The following is a 20,613-nucleotide window of genomic DNA, read 5'->3' on the forward strand; positions in this document are numbered from 1 at the left end:
CCATATGATATGTTAAGATAAATTTACAAATGAAATAAAGCTTGATCCTGATATGTTCGTTTGTTGCTCGTTATTTGACCGAACACTTTTAAAAAAGGGAGCTTGAAGTTTTTATAGTGCATGCAAGCCACTTTCTAAAGTGGAAGCATTATACCTATAAAACAGAGCACCCACCTGCCATAAGCGGGATCAAAACAGAAATCAAACGGCATAATCGGGATTTTGCTGTCTACATAATAAAAAACTGACTTTTTCATTAAAGTCAGTTTTTTTATGCTTTAGATTAAACAGTAAGACTTGGCTAAATAATATCTTGGCATTGACTATAAAGCAGAGGAGTGCCCAAATAGCGGCAACTGTGATGAGAAGGGCACTCATAGGGTGAATGAGCGCCCAAACAGCGGTAAACTGTGATGAGAAGGGCACTCATAAGGTGAATGAGCGCCCAAACAGCGGTAAACTGTGATGAGAAGGGCACTCATAAGGTGAATGAGCGCCCAAACAGCGGCAAACTGTGATGAAAAGGGCACTCATAAGGTGAATGAGCGCCCAAACAGCGGCAAACTGTGATGAAAAGGGCACTCATAAAGCGGATGAGTGCCTGAAAAGCGGATGATGGTAATGAAAAGAGCACTCATAAAGGAGATGAGTGCTCAAATCGTAAAAATTGGACGCTCAAAAGATCCAAGCGAATGGTAGAGTTTCTCTAGTATTATCTGGATCTTTTTAATTAGAACCCTGTGCCACTTGTTCAAGATTCCCATTTTTGTCCATTCGAAAAGTTGGGGCTTTTATTCCTGTTTGGTCTTCTAGGACAGTCATCTTTCTTGCTCTTTCCATAATTTGAATAAATGCTTGATAATCTTCTTTAATTGTCTTCTTTTCTTCTTCCGTTTGTTCTAAGTGTTTTTGTAACTGTTGTACTTTTTCCTTAAGGATGCTGTTTTCATTTCTCAATTGTTCCAATGTTAATTTTGATTGATTGGAAGCCTGATAGTCTTTCTTCAAATCTTTTAAATAGGAAATGACCGTATCGAGATTAATGGACGGTGCAGCATTAACGATTGAGAAAGCTGTGTCCTCTTCACTTTTAACCATTTCCTCATCAAAATTTGCTGGTAAAGCAATAACCGGTTTTCTAAAGGTTTGCGTCTTGCTTACCATAGCACGTTTTTTCTCTTTACGCTGTCTCTTCGCTAAGTCGATTGCACTTTCATATTTTTGTCTCACTTCAGCATTCCAGCGAAACCCACAGGCAGCTGAAGTGCGATTAAGATTGTCTCCAACTTCCTCAAAAGCATTGAGTTGTGTACTGCCCTCTCTAATGTGTCGTAATACGGTTTCAGCTAGCAATAAATCATCTTCATGTGACCAAGCATCTTGTCTAACTTTAGCCATTATATTTCACTCCTTTTCCTAGCAGCTATAACAATAGATTTCATTATTGAAAATTGATATAGATTGTTACCTAATATTTAGAGAATAAATTCAGTTTAGTAGGGTAACGTTCTATGATTAATAATTAGTTTTGCCGCTAAGAAATGGATTTATACCTTATTTATTTTTTTTCTTGGTTCATTTTTTCATAAACTTGCTTGAATGCACGCTCAAATTTGCCAGACTCTTTTGGTTGATAGTAGTGTTTGTTTTTTATAGAGTCAGGAAGATATTGTTGTGGAACCCATCCGTTTTCGTAATCATGTGGGTACTTATATTCGACACCTCTACCCAACTTTTCAGCTCCCTGATAATGTGCATCTTTTAAATGGTTTGGAATTTCTCCACCTTTACCGCTACGAACATCAGCAAGCGCAAGATCTAGTGCTTTATAAGCTGTGTTTGATTTCGGAGAGAGACATAGCTCAATAATAGCAACACTCAATGGTATCCTTGCCTCAGGAAAACCTAATCTTTCGGCGGCTTGAACTGCAAAAAGCGCTCTTGGTCCTGCCTGTGGGTTTGCAAGGCCAATATCTTCGTACGCAGTCACAATCATCCGGCGTGCTATGCTCTCCAAGTCACCAGCTTCAATTAATCTACTTAAATAATGTAGCGCTGCATCTACATCGCTGCCACGTATGGATTTCTGAAATGCAGAAAGAACATCATAATGTGCATCTCCATTTTTATCATGTGAGAAGCTCTTCTTCTGCATACACTCTTCAGCAATTTCAAGATTGATTAAAATCACACCATCTTGATTCTCTGGCGTTGAAGAAACAGCTAACTCCAAGCCGTTAAGTGCAGAACGCAGGTCCCCATTTGAAGATAAAGCGAAATGCTGTAGTGCTTCCTCTGTTAGTTCTACTTTTTTTTCACCATATCCATTGTCCCTGTCTATAATAGCGCGATTCAATGCCTTTTTTACATCTTCTACTGTTAAGGCATGAAGCTCAAACAAATGACATCTGCTGCGGATAGCTGGATTGATGGAATGATAAGGATTACTGGTGGTGCATCCAATAAGAGTAATTAAATTGCTTTCTAAATGTGGAAGAAGAAAGTCTTGCTTACCCTTATCTAATCGATGTACCTCATCTAAAATTAAAACAAGATTACCTCTCATTTTTGCTTCTTCGACAACAATCTCCATATCCTTTTTCTTGTCTGTTACTGCGTTTAGTATTTTTACAGTTATCCCTACTGTACGAGCTAAGGCATAAGCCATGGAGGTCTTGCCTGTTCCAGGTGGACCGAATAAAATCATGGAAGACAGTTGATCTGCTTTAACCATCCGATTAAGTATTTTTCCTTCCCCTACTAGATGCTCTTGGCCAATGATTTCATTTATGTGTGTTGGCCTCATTCGAAAAGCTAATGGTTTTCTCATTTTATCCGTCCCTTTGCGTTAATCTATCATATAAAGCTTAAATCCAATTCGGCTATAATGCAAGAAGCTTGTCATTCGTGATATAATATCGTGTAATATAGAAATGGTACGTTTGAGGGATACTTTATTTAAAATAAAATTAGATATTCTAAACGTTAATAATAAAATAGAGGTGTAAGAAAATGAAAATATCAACCAAAGGAAGATACGGCTTAACTATAATGATTGATTTAGCAAAAAGGAGTGGAGAAGGGCCCACTTCCTTGAAGTTAATTGCAAAGGATAATGACCTGTCTGAAAACTACTTAGAGCAGCTCGCATCTCCCTTAAGAAATGCCGGCCTTATAAAAAGTATACGAGGTGCATATGGAGGGTATGTACTTGCTCGTGATGCAAAGGATATTACAGCAGGGGATGTTATTCGAGTTTTAGAGGGTCCCATTACGATTGTAGAAGGTATTGAAAGTGAACAACCAGCTCAACAGGAGCTTTGGGGAAGAATTCGAGATGCCATAAAAGAAGTCCTGGATAAAACAACATTAGAAGACCTGGCAAATCATGACAATGACGAACCACAGGAAGCTTATATGTTTTATATTTAAGGCTGTTATTATAGATAGACTTGCTGACTTAATTAATTCACTATATAGAGGAAAAACCGCTCCGGAAATACACTGCGCTTTCCGCGGGCGCTGCTGGGCCTCCTCGAGACTGTCGTCTCTGCGGGGTCTCAGCTAGGCTTTTCATCCCGCAGGAGTCTCCGTGTATTTCCTCCGCTAATTAGTGCTTAAACTTTTAAACTATAGATGGTAAAAGCTAAGTTAAATATGAAGTGATTGTAGCGGAGGGCAGTCGACTCCTCGAAAAAGAAAAGCACTTTTTCTTCGTGCGATGTATCGCTGCCGAAGCCTTCCTTGTCCTGCGGGAAAGCGAAGACGCTGAGACCCCGTAGTGAGCGGTCTTTGCGAATGAGGAGGCTCAGCGCGAGCCCGCGGAAAGCGTACTGCCCGCAGCGGAAATCACAAGCGCATATTTCTGGTTTAGTGTTTTTAAGATAAATATTTAATTAAGTTAATTCACAATTTCTATCAATTTTGTCAATATAAAGACAATTTGACATACTGAAAGATCGGTTATATATATTTATATGAAGATAGAAGGGAAAGAGTAATATGGAAGCCATTTATTTGGATCATGCAGCAACCACTCCAATGGACAAAGAAGTCATTGATGCTATGTATCCAGTGTACCAGGAAATATTTGGGAACCCATCAAGTGTTCACTCGTTTGGCAGAAAAGCTAGACGGCATCTTGATGAAGCTAGAAGAATCATGGCGAAAAGTATTAATGCGAATGAGAAGGAAATTACCTTTACAAGTGGTGGTACAGAAGCAGACAATTTAGCATTACTCGGGACAGCACTTGCGAATCGTGAAAAGGGAAATCATATTATAACTACAGTTCAAGAACATCATGCTGCACTTCATACAGCAGAATACCTTGAAAAAGAAGGATTTCAAGTAACCTATCTACCTGTATATGAAGATGGAATGATCTCAATTGATGATTTACAAGAAGCATTACAGGATGATACGATTTTAGTTTCAGTTATGTATGTAAACAATGAGACAGGTATTATACAGCCAATAGAAGAGATAGGGAAATTATTAAAAGAACATAAAGCATATTTTCATACCGATGCAGTACAAGCTTATGGGTTACTAGATATTGATGTAAAAGCATTAGGAATCGACATGTTATCTGTTTCTGCACATAAAATCAATGGTCCAAAGGGCGTAGGATTCTTGTATATTGCTGATGATGTAAAGATAAATGCCCTGCAATTTGGTGGTGAACAAGAAAGAAAACGACGCCCTGGAACAGAAAATGTAGTGAGTATAGTTGGATTTAAAAAAGCAGTAGAGCTCGCAATGGAAAGAAAAGAGGAAAGACGAAAATCGTACCAAACATTTAAAGATTTGTTTACTGATGTCCTAAAAGAAAATGATGTGCGATTTGAAATTAATGGAAACCCACAATCTCAAATTTCATCCATTGTCAATATTAGCTTTCCGGGCACAAACGTAGAGCAATTACTGACAAACTTTGACTTGGATGGAATAGCAGCTTCCAGCGGAAGTGCTTGTACGGCCGGTAGTGTAGAGCCCTCCCATGTATTAAGTGCGATGTATGGAGAGAATAATCCATGTACAACGAATTCAATCCGATTTAGTTTTGGTTCGTTTAATACAGAAGAAAATGTCAGGGAAGCGGCGGAACGAGTAGCCAAGATCATAAAAAGATTAACAAAATAAAAAAGGATTGTGAGAAATGAAGGATAATAAAGATATTCGTGTAGTGGTAGGAATGAGTGGAGGTGTTGATTCATCTGTTGCGGCACTTCTTCTAAAGCAGCAAGGGTACGACGTTGTGGGTATATTTATGAAAAACTGGGATGATACAGATGAATTTGGTGTTTGTACAGCAACGGAAGACTTCGATGACGTTGTTCGTGTTTGTAATCAATTAGATATCCCGTATTACTCTGTTAACTTTGAAAAGGAATATTGGGATAAAGTCTTTACTTATTTTCTAGACGAATATAAGGCTGGAAGAACACCAAATCCAGACGTTATGTGTAATAAAGAAATAAAATTCAAAGCGTTTCTTGATCATGCGATGTCATTAGGTGCGGATTACTTGGCAACAGGTCATTATGCACAAGTAAAAGAAGTGGATGGCAAAGTACAGATGCTTCGTGGTGTAGATGACAATAAGGATCAAACGTATTTCTTAAATCAATTGTCTGAAGAAGTATTACAAAAAGTAATGTTTCCGTTAGGTCATATGCCTAAATCAGAAGTTCGTAAGATTGCAAAAGAAGCTGGTCTAGTTACGGCAACAAAGAAAGATTCAACTGGTATTTGCTTTATCGGTGAACGCAATTTTAAAGAATTCTTAAGTGAATATCTTCCTGCACAACCTGGTGAGATGCAAACACTTGATGGAGAAGTGAAGGGTCGCCATGATGGTTTAATGTACTATACAATCGGACAAAGACAAGGACTTGGAATAGGCGGTCCTGGAGATCCTTGGTTTGTTATTGGGAAGAATTTAAAAGACAATGTTCTCTACGTGGAACAGGGTTATCACAATGATAAGTTATATTCTGACGCATTAATTGCAACGGATCTGAACTGGATTAACCCTGAGAAAATCCAAGACACTTTTACTTGTACAGCAAAATTTAGATATCGTCAAAAAGATAGTAAAGTTACTGTAACCAAACAATCAGATGGAAGTCTGTTTGTCGACTTTCATGAGCCACAAAGAGCGATTACACCTGGTCAAGCTGTTGTTTTGTATGATGGTGAAGTGTGCTTAGGTGGGGGAACCATTGATCAAATTATCAAAGATAACAAATCACTTTCATATGTAGGGTAAGACAAGGAGTGCTATCGTGGATAAGAATGAACAAGGTATACAAGCAATGATGGAAAAAGATTATGAAAAAGCCGGGCAGCTTTTTCATGAAATAATTGAAGCTGAACCAAATAATCCATTAGGCTATATCAATTTCGGGAACTTATTATTTCACCTCCAAGAATTCGAGCGAGCAGAGCGTTTTTTCTTAAAGGCAATCCAGTTAGATAATCAAGCAGTTGCTGCCCACTATGAATTAGGCAATTTATACTTCGAACAGTCAAAATATCCAAAGGCACAAGAAAGCTTTCAAAAAGCAATATCTCTTGGGTTAGAAGATGCGGATGTCTATTTTATGCTTGGTCTAACTCTGCAGAATCAGGACCAGCCTAAATTAGCCTTGCCATATCTATTGCGGGCAACGGAAATCAATCCTAATGATGAAGAAATTCTGTTTCAATATGGTTTAGCTCTTGCACAATCCGATCATATTAAAGATGCAGAAGAAGTTTTTAATAAGATTTTGAATATAAATGGAAATCATGCTGATGCACATTATAATCTAGGAGTTATAGCCTTGTTTAAGGAAGATATGAATAAAGCAAAGAGTCATTTTGAAAAGTCATTATCCATTCAGTCGGATCACCTTTTGGCAGCGAATGGATTAAGGAATATAGAAGCATTAATGAATCAATAGTGAGGTTTTTAATCATGGATGAGCTTGTTCAAGAAGGTATTGAAGAAAAAAAATATATAAAAGGACAACTTCTTCGGATGATTTACCAAAATGAAGCAGAGCATTTCTCCATTGCTAAAATAAAGGTCCAAGATACAACGGAAGACTTCAAAGAAAAAGAAGTTGTCATTAAGGGGTATTTTTCTGCTCTTCAAGAACAAACAACCTACTATTTTTATGGAACCTTTGAGAAGCACGTTAAATTTGGTTTGCAATATACAGTTCATGCTTACAAGACTTTTATTCCAAGTACCAAGGATGGACTAATATCCTATTTATCCAGCGAGCTTTTTTATGGTATAGGTAAGAAGACAGCGAAAAAGGTCGTGAACCATTTAGGGGAATCAGCCATATCTAAAATTCTAAATCAACCTGATTGTTTAGATGATATCCCTGGGTTAAAAAAAGAGACAAAGCAGCAATTAGTGAAAAGCTTACAAGAAAATCAGGGTTTTGAGAATGTAGTCGTACATTTAGCTAAGTATAGTATTGGTCTTAAAATGGCACAAAAAATTTATAAAGTATATCAAGATTCCGCACTTGAAGTATTAGAAGAAGATCCATACCAGTATGTGTTTGAGATTGAAGGTTTCGGATTCCAGACGGCGGATGAAATTGCAAAGCAAAAAGGATTATCCGTTTCACATCCAAATCGTATTGGTGCAGGTTGTGTTTTTGTTTTACAGAAAACCATTCAGGATGGTCATGTTTTCTTACCAATAGATGAATGCGTTCATCAAGTATTGAATCTATTAAATGCAAGACAAGAGCTTACAGAGTCTAGCATTTTAGAAATATTGGAATCCCTGAACCAAGAGAAGCAGCTAATTTTAAAAGAGGGCAGGGTATATTTACCATCGCTTTATTATGCAGAAGACGGGTTCAGTTCCCGATTAAAAAAGATTCTGCAAAATGAAGTAGATGAAAAAACCTCCCTTGCAGAATTAATGAAGATTATTGGCGTGATTGAAGAAGAAGAAACATTAAGTTATGGAAAAGAGCAGTTTAATGCGATTAATAAGGCGATTGATTCTAAAGTATTGATTCTAACTGGTGGGCCAGGTACAGGAAAGACGACAGTAATTAAAGGAATCTTGAAAGCATATGGTGCAATTCACAGCCTATCCCTCGATCCGAATGACTATAAAAATAAAACTGAATTTCCTTTTATATTAACGGCGCCAACTGGCCGAGCAGCAAAAAGATTGAGTGAATCTACTCAACTTCCAGCTGTTACTATCCATCGGTTATTAGGCTGGAATGGAAATGAGTTCGACAAGGATGAACATGAGCAGTTACAAGGAAAATATATTATTGTAGACGAATTTTCTATGGTTGATATATGGCTTGCCAATCATCTATTCAAGGCAATACCAGATGATATGCAGGTACTTTTAGTAGGTGATGAGGATCAATTGCCATCTGTCGGACCTGGTCAGGTATTGTCGGATTTACTTAGCAGCGAATTAATTCCATCTGTGACTTTGAATGAAGTTTATCGACAGAAAGAGGGCTCAAAAATTATTCAGCTTGCTCACGATATTAAAAATAATAATTGTACCCCTAATTCCTTAAGTAAAGATAAGGATTTTAGTTTTATCTCTTGTTCAGAATCTCAAATGATAGGTTGTATCACCCAAATTGTAAATAGGGCTTATGAGAAGGGCATTGATTTAAATGATATCCAGGTTCTCGCACCGATGTATCGTTCTCAAACCGGTATTACGATGATTAACAAAGAGCTGCAGCTCTTAATTAATCCTAAAACGAAAAGAAGAAGAGAAGTAAAAGTACATGACGTGATTTATCGAGTTGGTGACAGGGTAATTCAGCTCGTGAATCAGCCTGAAGATGGTGTATACAATGGCGATATTGGAGAGATCGTTGCAATCTTCCGGGAGAATGAGAACACGGAGAACGAAGAACAAATTGTGATTAGTTTTGATGAACGGGAAGTAGTGTACGTAAGAAAAGAGTATGATAACTTCATGCACGCCTATTGTATTTCCATTCATAAGTCTCAAGGAAGTGAGTTTCCGATTGTGATTTTGCCTGTCGTTTCTAGTTATCATCGTATGCTAAGAAAGAATTTACTTTATACTGCAATCACACGGAGTAAAGAATCTTTAATTATATGTGGAGAAACAAATGCCTTTTTCAGAGGAATCCAAACAATTGACACCAATAATCGTTTCACTTCATTAAAAGAACATCTTCAAGAAAAGTTAGAGAAGGAAGATATGGAAGAGCTTACTCCATATGATTTTATGTAAATGTATATTTCTGTTGTTTTCGGGCAACACTCTCATTATAAATGATATCTATGAACCTGAGGTGTTAATATGATAATGAGATGTCCGAATTGCAATAGTAGAGACATTGGAAAAATTGGAGCTCAAAATTATTACTGCTGGAATTGTTTTATTGAAATGTCTATATTAAATAATGAATTAACCGTCCATCAAATTGAATCAGATGGTAGTTTAAGCTCACTCAATGACTTATTTACGGAAGAAGAGCTGAAACTTCAATAACCAAGCGTTTACCTTGATTATTTCACTTTCCAGAGGAGGAATGCATGGTGATTCATCAAGATAGACGGTATCGTTATCTGATATGGATAATTTTTGGCATTCTTACCTTTCTTTTTATCTACTTATTGGTTAAGACGTATCCGTTTTATAGTGAGATTTTTTCGTTTTTATGGAGATTATTGATTCCGTTTATAATAGCCTCCTTAATTGCATATTTATTATATCCTGTGATTGAGAAACTTGACCATTACAATATTCATAGAGGAATAGCGATTCTATTCATATATATTCTCTTTTTTGGTGGGGTGGGCTTTCTAATCTATAGAATCTATCCACAGGTCATTCATCAAGTGAGGGATTTAACCAATAACTTCCCTTTATTTATGGATATGTATCGGAATAGTATCCAGCAGGTTTATAATTTTACCTCTTTCTTACCTGAAAATGTCCATGATAAAATGGATGATATTATTTTAGGTATAGAAAATAGCTTAGACATTTTGCTATCCAAACTTATAAGTGGCTTTACAAGAATTTTCGATATGGTGATCGTTATTACAGTGATTCCTGTACTCGTATTTTACTTCCTTAAAGATTATGACAAGATGAAGAATTTTGTTAAAGGGTTTATTCCCCATAAATTTGTTGGAAAAACGAGTGAAGTCATACATGCAATCGATGATAGTTTAGGAAAATATATTCGTGGCCAATTAATTGTTTGCCTATTTGTTAGCATAACCTCGATGCTCATCTTTAAACTGTTAGATTTGGAATACGCATTACTGCTTGCTATAGTAATGGGAATTACTAATATAATTCCATATTTTGGCCCTATTTTAGGAGCGATACCAGCTGTAATTATTGCTTATACAACAACAGGTCAAATTAAACTTATATTTTTTGTTTTGATTGGTATTTTGGTTATTCAAATTATAGAAGGAAATCTGCTGTCTCCATATATTGTTGGCAAAAGTGTGGCAATCCATCCTGTAGCCATTATCTTCGCTTTATTATTAGGTGGAGAATTATTTGGTGTAATTGGGTTAATTTTTGCTGTTCCTTTACTAACAATAGGGAAAGTTATCGTAAATCATGTTATAGCTTTTCCTGGTAATCGTTGACAATATGTCTGAAGTTTTTTATACTCTAATCAGTTAAATATAAATACCACATATTTGCTAAAATAATGAAAGTGATCAGTACATGAAGTTCAGTTTATTAGAGAAGGATTTTCTTGGCTGAAAAAAATCCTAAACAAGAGTCATGGAAAGCTACACTGGAGTGCGACTAATCCCCGCCGGTATCATACCGTTAACATGAGTAAGTGATGAACTTTAAGCAAGTAATCAGTTCATAATTAGGGTGGTACCGCGATATATCTCGTCCCTGCATAATGCAGAGAGGGGATTTTTTTGTTTTATAAGAAAGCTGTTTTCTATTTGATAGTTGATACTTACAAATATAGATAGACTTCTGATTAGTTTAATTCAGTATAGTGCATAAAACCCACAGCGGAAATACACTACGCTTTCCGCGAGCGCTGTTGAGCCTCCTCGAGACTAGGCTTTTCATCCCGCAGGAGTCTCCGTGTATTTCCTCCGCTAATTAGTGCTTAAACTTTTAATGTATAGATGGTAAAAGCTAAGTTAAACATGAAGTGATTGTAGCGGAGGGCAGTCGACTCCTGCGGGAAAGAGAAGACGCTGAGACCCCGCAGTGAGCGGTCTCTGCGAATGAGGAGGCTCAGCGCGAGCCCGCGGAAAGCGTACTGCCCGCAGCGGAAATCACAAGCACATATTTTTGGTTTAGTGTTTTTAAGCTAAATATTGAATTAAGTTAATTCACTATATCTATCAACTGTCAAAATCAATAAATAGCGAAATGGCCAATTGGAAATCATATTTTTAGGAGGAAATATAATGAAAAAATTAACATCCGCACAAGTTAGACAGATGTATATCGACTTTTTTAAAGAAAAAGGCCACCGAGTAGAGCCTAGTGCTTCTCTAGTCCCTATGGACGATCCAACATTGCTTTGGATTAACAGTGGAGTTGCAACCCTTAAGAAGTACTTTGATGGTCGTGTTATTCCAGAAAACCCTCGAATAGTTAATGCTCAGAAAGCCATTCGTACAAATGACATTGAGAATGTTGGATATACAGCAAGACACCATACGTTCTTTGAGATGCTAGGAAATTTCTCTATTGGGGATTACTTTAAAAAAGAAGCAATTCAATGGGCTTGGGAGTTTTTAACAAGTGAGAAATGGTTAGGACTTGATCCAGAAAAGCTATCCGTAACCGTGCATCCAGAAGATGATGAAGCATTTGATTTCTGGCTTAATGAAATAAAATTACCAAAAGAAAGAATTATCCGTTTGGAAGAAAATTTCTGGGATATTGGAGAAGGACCGAGTGGACCTAATACAGAGATTTTTTATGACAGAGGAGAAGCATTTGGCAATGACCCAACAGACCCGGAATTATATCCAGGTGGGGAAAATAACCGTTATCTAGAAATATGGAATTTGGTGTTTTCGCAATTCAATCATAATCCTGATGATACGTATACTCCGCTTCCTAAGAAGAATATTGATACTGGTATGGGCCTGGAGAGAATGGTCTCTGTCATTCAGGATGCTCCGACTAACTTTGAAACCGATTTGTTTATGCCAATTATTCGTAAGACAGAAGAGTTAGCAACAACAACTTATGGTAGAGCAACTGAAAGTGATACAGCCTTCAAGGTAATAGCAGATCACATTCGTACTGTAAGCTTTGCTATAGGTGATGGAGCATTACCATCTAATGAGGGTCGTGGCTATGTATTAAGAAGATTATTGCGCAGAGCAGTAAGATTCGCAAAAGAAATTGGAATCAATAAACCTTTCATGTATGAATTAGTAGAGACTGTTGGAGAAATTATGGAAGAATTCTATCCAGAGGTGCTGAAGCAAAAAGATTTAATTAAGTCTATTGTTAAGGTAGAAGAAGAACGATTCCATGAAACACTTAATGATGGGCTGGAAATTTTGACGACAATTATGAAGGAAGAAAAGGAAAAAGGAAATACAGTATTCCCAGGAGTGGAAGTATTCCGGTTATACGATACGTATGGATTTCCAAAGGAATTAACCGAAGAGTATGTATCAAAAGAAGGATTTACAATAGATGAAGACGGTTATAACGAGGAAATGCAAAAACAACAAGACCGTGCTAGAAATGCCCGTCAAAAAGTAGATTCTATGAAAGTACAAGACAATGCTTTAAGTGAAATTGAAGTCGAAAGTGAATTCGTTGGTTATGACCATTATGAAGTAGAAACGGAGATTGTATCCATTTTCAATGGAAAAGAGATAGTTGATACTGCGAAGAAAGGTGATGAGGTATTTGTATTCCTCCGTTCTACTCCGTTTTATGCGGAAAGTGGTGGACAGGTAGCGGATCATGGCTGGATCTATACGGACGAAGCATCTTTATATGTAAAAGATGTAAAAAAATCACCTAAAGGCCAACATATTCATCATGTAGTAGTAAAAGATGGAGAAGTACGCAATGAAGAGAGTGTGAGAGCGTCTATTGATTCGACTTTCCGAACCTCCATTATTAAAAATCACACCGGAACGCATTTATTACATCAAGCATTAAAGGATGTTTTAGGATCACACGTGAATCAAGCAGGCTCGTTAGTTACACCCGAACGCTTAAGATTTGATTTCTCCCATTTTCAACCAGTTACAGAAGAGGAATTACATCAAATTGAACAAAAGGTTAATGAAAAAATATGGCAAGCGTTGCCTGTTGAAATTAATCTAAAAAAATTGGCAGAAGCGAAAGAAATGGGTGCAATGGCACTATTTGGAGAAAAATATGGTGATATTGTTCGCGTAGTTCAGATTGGTGATTACAGTCTAGAACTTTGTGGTGGGTGTCATGTTCGTAATAGTTCAGAGATAGGCTTGTTTAAGATAGTTTCTGAAAGTGGAATAGGGGCTGGTATCAGAAGAATTGAGGCTGTGACAAGTAAGTTTGCATATCAATTTTTAAGTCAAAAGATAGATATTCTTCAATCGGCTGCTAAATTAGTAAAAACAAGTGATGAAAAGGTACCTGAACGAATCGAAAGTTTATTTAACGAGTTAAAACAAGTACAAAAAGAAAATGATTCATTAAATGCGAAATTAGCAAATGCAGAAGCAGCCTCCATCCTTGACCAAGTGAAAACCATTAATGAGGTACCATTGCTAGCACAAAAAGTTCATGTGAAAGATATGAACCAGCTTAGAAACATGGTAGACGAATTAAAACAAAAGTTATCAACAAGTATCATATTGTTAGCTGCTGAAAGTGATGGGAAGGTACTATTAGCTTCAGGAGTTTCCAAAGATTTAGTTGAAAAAGGATACCATGCAGGGAAATTAATTAAACATGCTGCCGAAGTATGCGGAGGCGGTGGTGGTGGACGTCCTGACATGGCTCAAGCAGGTGGTAAGAATCCGGCTAAAATAGAAGAGGCATTACTAGCTGCCCAAGAATATATCAATAAGGTCTAATAGAACAGATGAAAATGATATAATATTTTCATGAAACATGTTAAGATGTTATTAAAGTATATTCAAAGTAAAGGATCAGTTTTTTTAAGGACGGGGTGTCGTAATGAGTTCCAACGATAAAACAATGAAATTCAACTTTTCAGAAGAACCATTTGATCAGGACATAAAGGAAATACTATTTACAGTTCATCAGGCCTTAAATGAAAAAGGATATAACCCAATTAATCAAATCGTTGGTTATTTACTTTCTGGTGATCCAGCTTATATTCCGAGATATAATGATGCAAGAAATCTCATTAGAAAAGTAGAGCGCGATGAAGTAATAGAAGAATTAGTTAAATTTTATTTAGAACAGCAAAAGGCGGATTAAATGAAAATTATTGGATTGGATGTTGGTTCAAAAACGATAGGTGTTGCTGTCAGTGACGCACTAGGATGGACCGCTCAGGGTTTAACAACTTTATATTGGAATGAAGACGATATTCATTCTGCAGACGAATCTCTAAGTGAAATAATAAAGGAACATGATATTGGTAAAGCTATTATAGGATTACCAAAGAATATGAATGGTACAATAGGTGAACGTGGAGAAGCTTCCATTAGGTTCGCTGAGTATATGGAAGAGACTTTCAAGATTCCTACAGTTTTGTGGGATGAACGTCTTACCACAATGGCTGCTGAAAGAGTACTTCTTGAGGCCGATATGAGTCGCAAGAAACGCAAGAAAGTTATTGATAAGATGGCAGCAGTTATGATTTTGCAAGGATATTTAGATAAAAAATGAGGTGAGTTTGTGGCATTAGAAAAGAAAGAACGAATTATTGTACCAGACGAGAATGGTGAGGAACATCTATTTGAAGTATTGTTTACCTTTGATGTAGATGAAACAGGTCAATCCTATATTGCTGTTGTACCAGTTGAACAAGCAGAGGATGAAGAAGTAGAAGTTTATGCTTTCCGTTATGAAGAAACAGAGAAAGAAGATCTCTCCTTATTCCCAATTGAATCTGACGAAGAATGGGACATGGTAGAAGAAATGTTAAATACGTTAGCAGATGAAGAAGAACTAAATGCCGACTAACACAAACAAAGCTGATGTTTACTGACATCAGCTTTGTTTTTTTAAGACTACATAATATAAAATTGTGGTATATGATAATAAATATAGACTTCTGATTAGTTTAATTCAGTATATTGTCTAAAAACACCGGAAACACCAGGGAAATACGCGGGGTGATTTCCGCTGCGGACAGTACGCTTCCCACGGGCAACGTCTCAGCCTCGGGCCAACAGGATGTTGGTCACAAAGGCGTTGCGACAGGACGTGGCGTTCTTAGCCTTTGTTCCTTCTCACTTCCTGCGGGTTCTTCGCTTGTAGCTTTTCCCACATGACAAGGAAGGCTACGGCAGCAATACATCGCACGAAGAAGAAGTGCTATTCTTTTTCGAGGAGTCGACTGCCCTCCGCTACAATCACATCATATGTGGAGTTGTGTTTCCTTTATAGCACCATACCAGCGGAGGAAATACACGAAGACTCCTGCGGGATGAGAAGCATAGGTGAGACCCCACAGAGACGTTAGTCTCGAGGAGGCTCAGCAGCGCCCGCGGAAAGCGTAGTGTATTTCCGGAGCGGTATTACCCACTATTTTTGATAATTCGCAGTTTATATCAACTAAGAAAGAGCAAAAAAAGTAACAAATTAATACCGTAGTCGTCCTTCCAACATAAAAATAATGGATATAAATGTGCTTTTTTAGTATAATATGACGAATGAGAGGGGGATTTTATGTCCAAGAATAACAATAAGGGATCTTTTAAGGACAACCTCATTGCGAGAAGTGAAGAGGCAACTAAAGTTAGGAAAATTGCTTCCGTTATTATATTGGCAATACTATTACTTATTATTGTTGGTGGAGTATCAGGCTATTTGTATATCAAATCTGCATTAGAGCCAGTAGATCCTAACAATGGTGAAGAAATAATTGTAGAGATTCCATTAGGTTCTTCCAGTTCAAACATTGCAAGTATTTTAGAAGAAAGTGGTGTGATTAAGAATGCAACCATCTTTCAACTATACATAAAGTTAAATAATTACTCAGACTTTCAAGCTGGAAATTATACACTAACACAATCAATGTCCCTTGATGAAATTGCTGAGAACATACAAGAAGGCAAAGTATTGCAGGAACCAATTTATCGAGTAACAATTCCAGAGGGTCTCACAATAGAACAAATGGCCGATATCTATGCAGAGAAATTACCCTTTACTAAGGAAGAATTTCTGGAAGTAGTGAATAATGAAGATTATATTAACGAATTAATAAAAAGATATAGTGTTTTAACAGAGGACATCTTACAAGAGGATATACTGGTACCGTTAGAAGGTTATTTATTTGCTGCTACTTATGACTTCTATGAAGAAGAACCAACTGTAGAATCTGTAATAGAACAAATGCTCTCTCAGACTGAATTAATTGTTTCGAATTATCTTGCTGCGATTGAGGAAAGAGGATTAACGATACATGAAGCTGTTACATTAAGTTCTTTGGTGGAAAAAGAGGCTAGTAATGAAGAACAAAGAAAACAAATTGCAGGGGTCTTCTATAATCGTCTGGAAGAGGGGATGAAATTGCAGACTGATCCAACCGTTGCTTATGCGATAGGTGAGCATCTTCAGACAACGTTGTATGAGCATTTAGAGGAAGATTCACCTTATAATACTTATATGATTGAAGGCCTGCCAATTGGACCTATCTCAAACTTCTCAGCAAGCTCACTGGATGCAGTTGTTAATCCTATGGACTCCGATTACCTATACTTCCTGCATGACGCGCAAGGAAATATTCATTATGCTGAAACCAACGAAGAACATAATCAAAATAGAGCTGAATATCTAAATTAATAAAGAAAATGCAGAAATGTGATCTATTTTCACATTTCTCATTTTTTTCAAGAAGTCGGTATGTTTCTAATGGATTAGGTTATTAAAATAGTATTGTTCAGAGAATTGGGGTAGGGAAATGGAAGAATCAATTAAAGATTATTTAATGGAAATACTGCCAGCTAAGGAAGGCTGGATAAGGGACTTGGAAGTCGCAGCAAAAAAGGACCACGTTCCAATAATGGATCCTATTGGCATTCATTTTATCATGCAGTTAATTCGCATTCATCAGCCAAAACAGATTCTTGAAGTTGGAACTGCTATTGGATATTCCGCATTAAGAATGCTAGAAGCATACCCAGAGACAATGATTACAACAATAGAGAAAGACGAGGAGCGTTATTATCAAGCAATTCAAAATATAGAACGGCAAGGCAAACAAGAAAAGATCCATGTTATTAATGGTGACGCACTTGATGAAATGGAAAAATTGTACCAGTTAGGCAAGTCCTTTGATTTTATATTTATTGATGCGGCCAAAGGCCAATATAAGAAGTTTTTCGATCTTTCCGTACCGATATTGAATGACAGTGGTCTAGTTGTAACGGATAATGTATTATTTAGAGGGTATGTTGCAAACCCAGTGGATTCACCAAAGAAGTTCAAGAATATGGTAGAGAAGATAAGAGGTTATAATAAATTTTTAATGGAACATCCTCTTTTTGATACTTCCATTATACCTATTGGTGATGGAGTTGCTGTTAGTTATAAGAAGTGAAGGGAGTCTTAACAAAGTGAAAGATAAACCAGTCGTGATTGGAGTTGCAGGTGGTAGTGGAAGCGGCAAAACTTCTGTGACAAGGTCCATTTGCAAACGTTTCTCAGATAAAACCATCCTTGTTATTGAACAAGATTATTATTATAAAGATCAAAGCCACCTTCCGTTTGAAGAAAGGCTTAACACCAATTATGATCATCCGTTAGCTTTTGATAATGATTTATTAATTGAACATTTGCATCAATTATTAGATGGTAAGGAGATTAATAAGCCTGTTTATGATTATAAAATTCATACACGATCCACAGAAGTGATTCGCGTTGAACCTAAGGATGTAATTATTGTAGAAGGTATCCTTGTCTTGGAAGACCCAAGATTAGTGGATTTAATGGATATAAAAGTTTTTGTGGACACCGATGCAGATATTCGAATAATTAGGCGATTATTACGCGACATTAAGGAACGAGGAAGATCGCTCGATTCCGTAATCGAACAATATTTGAATGCTGTCAGACCGTCTCATCTTCAATTTATTGAACCGACAAAGCGGTACGCAGATATTATCATTCCAGAAGGTGGAAAAAATTACGTTGCGATTGATATTATGGCATCTAAAATTGAAAGCATACTAGCAAAAAATAGTGAAAATAATTGATAAAAGTGTTGATTATTTATTTAAATTCTGCCATAGTATTGAATAGTATACTTAGAAATAATCTGTATTATGAGCTTCTATGTAAGCTCATTTGATTTGTATAGTGTAAAAAGGAGTGTTTTTGAATGGCTGTAGAGAAAAGTTATTACATGACGCAAGAGGGGAAAGAGAAGTTAGAAAAAGAACTCGAATATCTTAAAACAGACCGTAGACAAGAGGTCGTTGAACGAATTAAAATTGCTCGTGATTTTGGAGACCTTTCTGAGAACTCTGAGTACGATGCAGCTAAAGATGAACAAGCTTTTGTTGAACAACGTATTACTCAATTAGAGAAGATGATTCGTAATGCGGTAATTATCGAGAATGATGATGCAAATGCAGATACGGTTGCTTTAGGAAAATCAGTAACCTTTGTAGAACTTCCTAACGGAGAAGAAGAGACATATACGATTGTGGGTAGTGCAGAAGCAGACCCATTTGAAGGGAAAATCTCTAACGATTCTCCAATGGCGAAAAGTCTGCTTGGCCAAGAAGTGGGTTCTGAGGTGACAGTTTCTACTCCTGGTGGAGATATCCAAGTAAAAATCCTTAAAATCAGCTAATTAACCATTTTAGTAAGATATGAAAAGAGAAAGCGATTAACTTCGCTTTCTCTTTTCATTTGTCATAAAGTGGTAATCACTATTTCATTCATTTGACTAGATTATATTAAGATTTTTATGTAAGTTGTGGTATTATAAAAATAATGTTAGGGGGAAGACACATGCGCGACATTGAAAATCGAACACGTAAAGACAAATATGAGAAACGAAGAAAAAATACCAAGTCTACTTCTATTTTAATTGTAGTAAGTGTTATTCTAGTTATCTCATTGATTAGTGTATTTGTTTTTGGTGGAGGTAATAATGAAACAGTTGATGAATCTCCCCAAGAGTCAACAGAAAATAACACTTCAAACGATAGTGAAGAAGTAACAATTAAAGAAGAGGAAACGAGTCAGCAAGAAGAAGATCAATTATTGGAAGATGATACTCAAAATGAAACAGACTCTTCTGAGGAAAACAATGAAGAAAACGGTCAAGACATAGAGCAAGTCGAACCATCTGATGATAATGTCTCTGAAGCCTATACAGCAGATTGGGAACCGGTTGGAACGCAGCAGGAAGGTCCACACACAGTTGATTATAACAACGGATCACAAGACCGGTTAGAAATGAAAGAGGCAATTTTAATGGCTACTGGTTTAAGTGAAAATGATTATCACGAATGGTGGATTGGCAATGGAGGCAATCAGAAAGTGATTGCAACTGTAAGTGATGAAGCCCAATCAGAAATTTATCGTGTCTATTTATCATGGAGGGATAATGAAGGCTGGCAGCCAACAAAGGTTGAAGTCCTCATAGAGAATGACTGGAAAAAATATCAATAAGTTTTATTTATAGATGATCGGAGGAAATAGGATAGTGACTATAGGTATTATTGGGGCCATGGATGAAGAAATTCGCTTGCTTCTGGAGAATATGGAAGATAAAGCAGAACAAACTGTTGCTGGATGCATGTTTGTGCAAGGTAAGCTGCACGGAAAAGAAGTTGTCTTGTTAAAATCAGGAATTGGGAAAGTGAATGCAGCAATGGCTACCACGATTTTACATGAACAATATTCACCTACTCATATTATAAATACAGGCTCAGCGGGTGGATTTTCCGAAACTTTAGAAGTAGGAGACTTAGTAATCTCGAGTGAAGTGGTTCATCATGATGTTGATGTAACAGCATTTGACTATGCTTATGGTCAAGTTCCAGGCTTGCCAGCAATGTTCGAAGCAGATAAAACCCTGGTAAATATGGCCATTCAGGCAGTGAATAATTTGCATGTCCGATTTGAAAAAGGAATTATCGCAACAGGAGATTCATTTATGGAAGACCCAGAGAGAGTAGAATTCGTAAGGGGGAAATTTCCAGAAATGATAGCAAGTGAAATGGAAGCTGCAGCGGTGGCACAAGTATGTAACCAATATAAAACTCCATTTGTAATTATACGAGCTTTATCTGATATAGCTGGTAAGAAATCTTCTGTCACATTTGATCAATTTCTGGATGTAGCAGCTAAGAATGCTGCAGAGTTAATCATGTCTATGATAAAAGACATGGAATAGGACGAGATGATATGAAGCGCTAATGATTTTTATCATTAGCGCTTTTTGCGCATGTACCTGTATA

Annotated in this window: 19 protein-coding genes, 1 other RNA gene and 1 other annotated feature; of the genes, 18 read left to right on the plus strand and 2 right to left on the minus strand. The window is 36.9% G+C overall.

The features are described from left to right. Positions 1-41: 41 nt before the first annotated feature. Positions 42-225, plus strand: a non-coding RNA gene (ssrS, locus tag D8M04_RS01565) — 6S RNA. A gap of 501 nt (positions 226-726) precedes the next feature. On the opposite strand, the gene D8M04_RS01570 is transcribed toward ssrS, so the two are convergent. Beyond that, positions 727-1,398, minus strand: coding sequence for an RsfA family transcriptional regulator (locus tag D8M04_RS01570; protein ID WP_121520739.1), 672 nt, complete (start codon positions 1,396-1,398; stop codon positions 727-729). A 160-nt stretch (positions 1,399-1,558) separates the two neighbouring features. Beyond that, the gene (locus D8M04_RS01575; protein ID WP_121520741.1) at positions 1,559-2,830 is read right to left on the minus strand and encodes a replication-associated recombination protein A; all 1,272 of its coding nucleotides are present in this window, start codon (positions 2,828-2,830) and stop codon (positions 1,559-1,561) included. Between the two features lie 182 nt (positions 2,831-3,012). Here D8M04_RS01575 and cymR point away from each other — a divergent pair, with 182 nt between their 5' ends. From cymR to mtnN, 17 genes are all read left to right on the plus strand, one after another. Next, a complete protein-coding gene (gene cymR, locus D8M04_RS01580; RefSeq protein ID WP_121520743.1) occupies positions 3,013-3,432 on the plus strand; it encodes a cysteine metabolism transcriptional regulator CymR in 420 nt (139 codons plus the stop codon). 570 nt (positions 3,433-4,002) lie between these two features. Then, positions 4,003-5,145, plus strand: coding sequence for a cysteine desulfurase family protein (locus D8M04_RS01585; protein ID WP_121520745.1), 1,143 nt, complete (start codon positions 4,003-4,005; stop codon positions 5,143-5,145). Between the two features lie 16 nt (positions 5,146-5,161). Continuing rightward, positions 5,162-6,274 carry a tRNA 2-thiouridine(34) synthase MnmA gene (gene mnmA / locus D8M04_RS01590; protein ID WP_121520747.1) on the plus strand — a complete coding sequence of 371 codons (1,113 nt, stop codon included), beginning with the start codon at positions 5,162-5,164 and terminating at the stop codon, positions 6,272-6,274. Positions 6,275-6,290: 16 nt separating this feature from the next. Further along, complete coding sequence (locus D8M04_RS01595) at positions 6,291-6,950, plus strand: tetratricopeptide repeat protein (protein ID WP_121520749.1); 660 nt, start codon at positions 6,291-6,293, stop codon at positions 6,948-6,950. 14 nt (positions 6,951-6,964) lie between these two features. Further along, positions 6,965-9,262: an SF1B family DNA helicase RecD2 gene (gene recD2, locus D8M04_RS01600; RefSeq protein ID WP_121520752.1), complete on the plus strand. Its 2,298-nt coding sequence runs from the start codon at positions 6,965-6,967 to the stop codon at positions 9,260-9,262. 75 nt (positions 9,263-9,337) lie between these two features. Then, complete coding sequence (locus tag D8M04_RS20310; protein WP_246001087.1) at positions 9,338-9,523, plus strand: hypothetical protein; 186 nt, start codon at positions 9,338-9,340, stop codon at positions 9,521-9,523. Positions 9,524-9,570: 47 nt separating this feature from the next. Further along, complete coding sequence (locus D8M04_RS01610; RefSeq protein ID WP_246001088.1) at positions 9,571-10,644, plus strand: AI-2E family transporter; 1,074 nt, start codon at positions 9,571-9,573, stop codon at positions 10,642-10,644. Positions 10,645-10,700: 56 nt separating this feature from the next. Beyond that, positions 10,701-10,914 (plus strand) — a binding site (T-box leader). 528 nt (positions 10,915-11,442) lie between these two features. Then, positions 11,443-14,076: an alanine--tRNA ligase gene (gene alaS, locus D8M04_RS01615; protein WP_121520758.1), complete on the plus strand. Its 2,634-nt coding sequence runs from the start codon at positions 11,443-11,445 to the stop codon at positions 14,074-14,076. A gap of 103 nt (positions 14,077-14,179) precedes the next feature. Beyond that, a complete protein-coding gene (locus D8M04_RS01620) occupies positions 14,180-14,446 on the plus strand; it encodes an IreB family regulatory phosphoprotein (protein ID WP_121520760.1) in 267 nt (88 codons plus the stop codon). Then, a complete protein-coding gene (ruvX, locus tag D8M04_RS01625; protein ID WP_121520762.1) occupies positions 14,447-14,860 on the plus strand; it encodes a Holliday junction resolvase RuvX in 414 nt (137 codons plus the stop codon). A 9-nt stretch (positions 14,861-14,869) separates the two neighbouring features. Further along, positions 14,870-15,157 (plus strand): DUF1292 domain-containing protein, encoded by a 288-nt coding sequence (locus D8M04_RS01630; RefSeq protein ID WP_121520764.1) that lies wholly within the window; start codon positions 14,870-14,872, stop codon positions 15,155-15,157. A 708-nt stretch (positions 15,158-15,865) separates the two neighbouring features. After that, on the plus strand, positions 15,866-16,981 hold the full coding sequence (gene mltG / locus D8M04_RS01635) for an endolytic transglycosylase MltG (RefSeq protein WP_121520766.1): 1,116 nt from the start codon (positions 15,866-15,868) through the stop codon (positions 16,979-16,981). A 118-nt stretch (positions 16,982-17,099) separates the two neighbouring features. Next, the gene (locus tag D8M04_RS01640; protein ID WP_121520768.1) at positions 17,100-17,738 is read left to right on the plus strand and encodes an O-methyltransferase; all 639 of its coding nucleotides are present in this window, start codon (positions 17,100-17,102) and stop codon (positions 17,736-17,738) included. A gap of 16 nt (positions 17,739-17,754) precedes the next feature. Continuing rightward, positions 17,755-18,393: a uridine kinase gene (gene udk, locus D8M04_RS01645; protein ID WP_187695391.1), complete on the plus strand. Its 639-nt coding sequence runs from the start codon at positions 17,755-17,757 to the stop codon at positions 18,391-18,393. 125 nt (positions 18,394-18,518) lie between these two features. After that, a complete protein-coding gene (gene greA, locus D8M04_RS01650) occupies positions 18,519-18,995 on the plus strand; it encodes a transcription elongation factor GreA (protein WP_121520770.1) in 477 nt (158 codons plus the stop codon). A gap of 161 nt (positions 18,996-19,156) precedes the next feature. Beyond that, positions 19,157-19,822, plus strand: coding sequence for a YrrS family protein (locus tag D8M04_RS01655; RefSeq protein ID WP_121520772.1), 666 nt, complete (start codon positions 19,157-19,159; stop codon positions 19,820-19,822). A 34-nt stretch (positions 19,823-19,856) separates the two neighbouring features. Beyond that, positions 19,857-20,549, plus strand: a complete 693-nt coding sequence (gene mtnN, locus D8M04_RS01660) for a 5'-methylthioadenosine/S-adenosylhomocysteine nucleosidase (protein WP_121520774.1) — start codon at positions 19,857-19,859, stop codon at positions 20,547-20,549. Positions 20,550-20,613: the final 64 nt, after the last annotated feature.

It is taken from the genome of Oceanobacillus piezotolerans (assembly GCF_003665065.1).
Lineage (GTDB): Bacteria > Bacillota > Bacilli > Bacillales > Amphibacillaceae > Oceanobacillus > Oceanobacillus piezotolerans.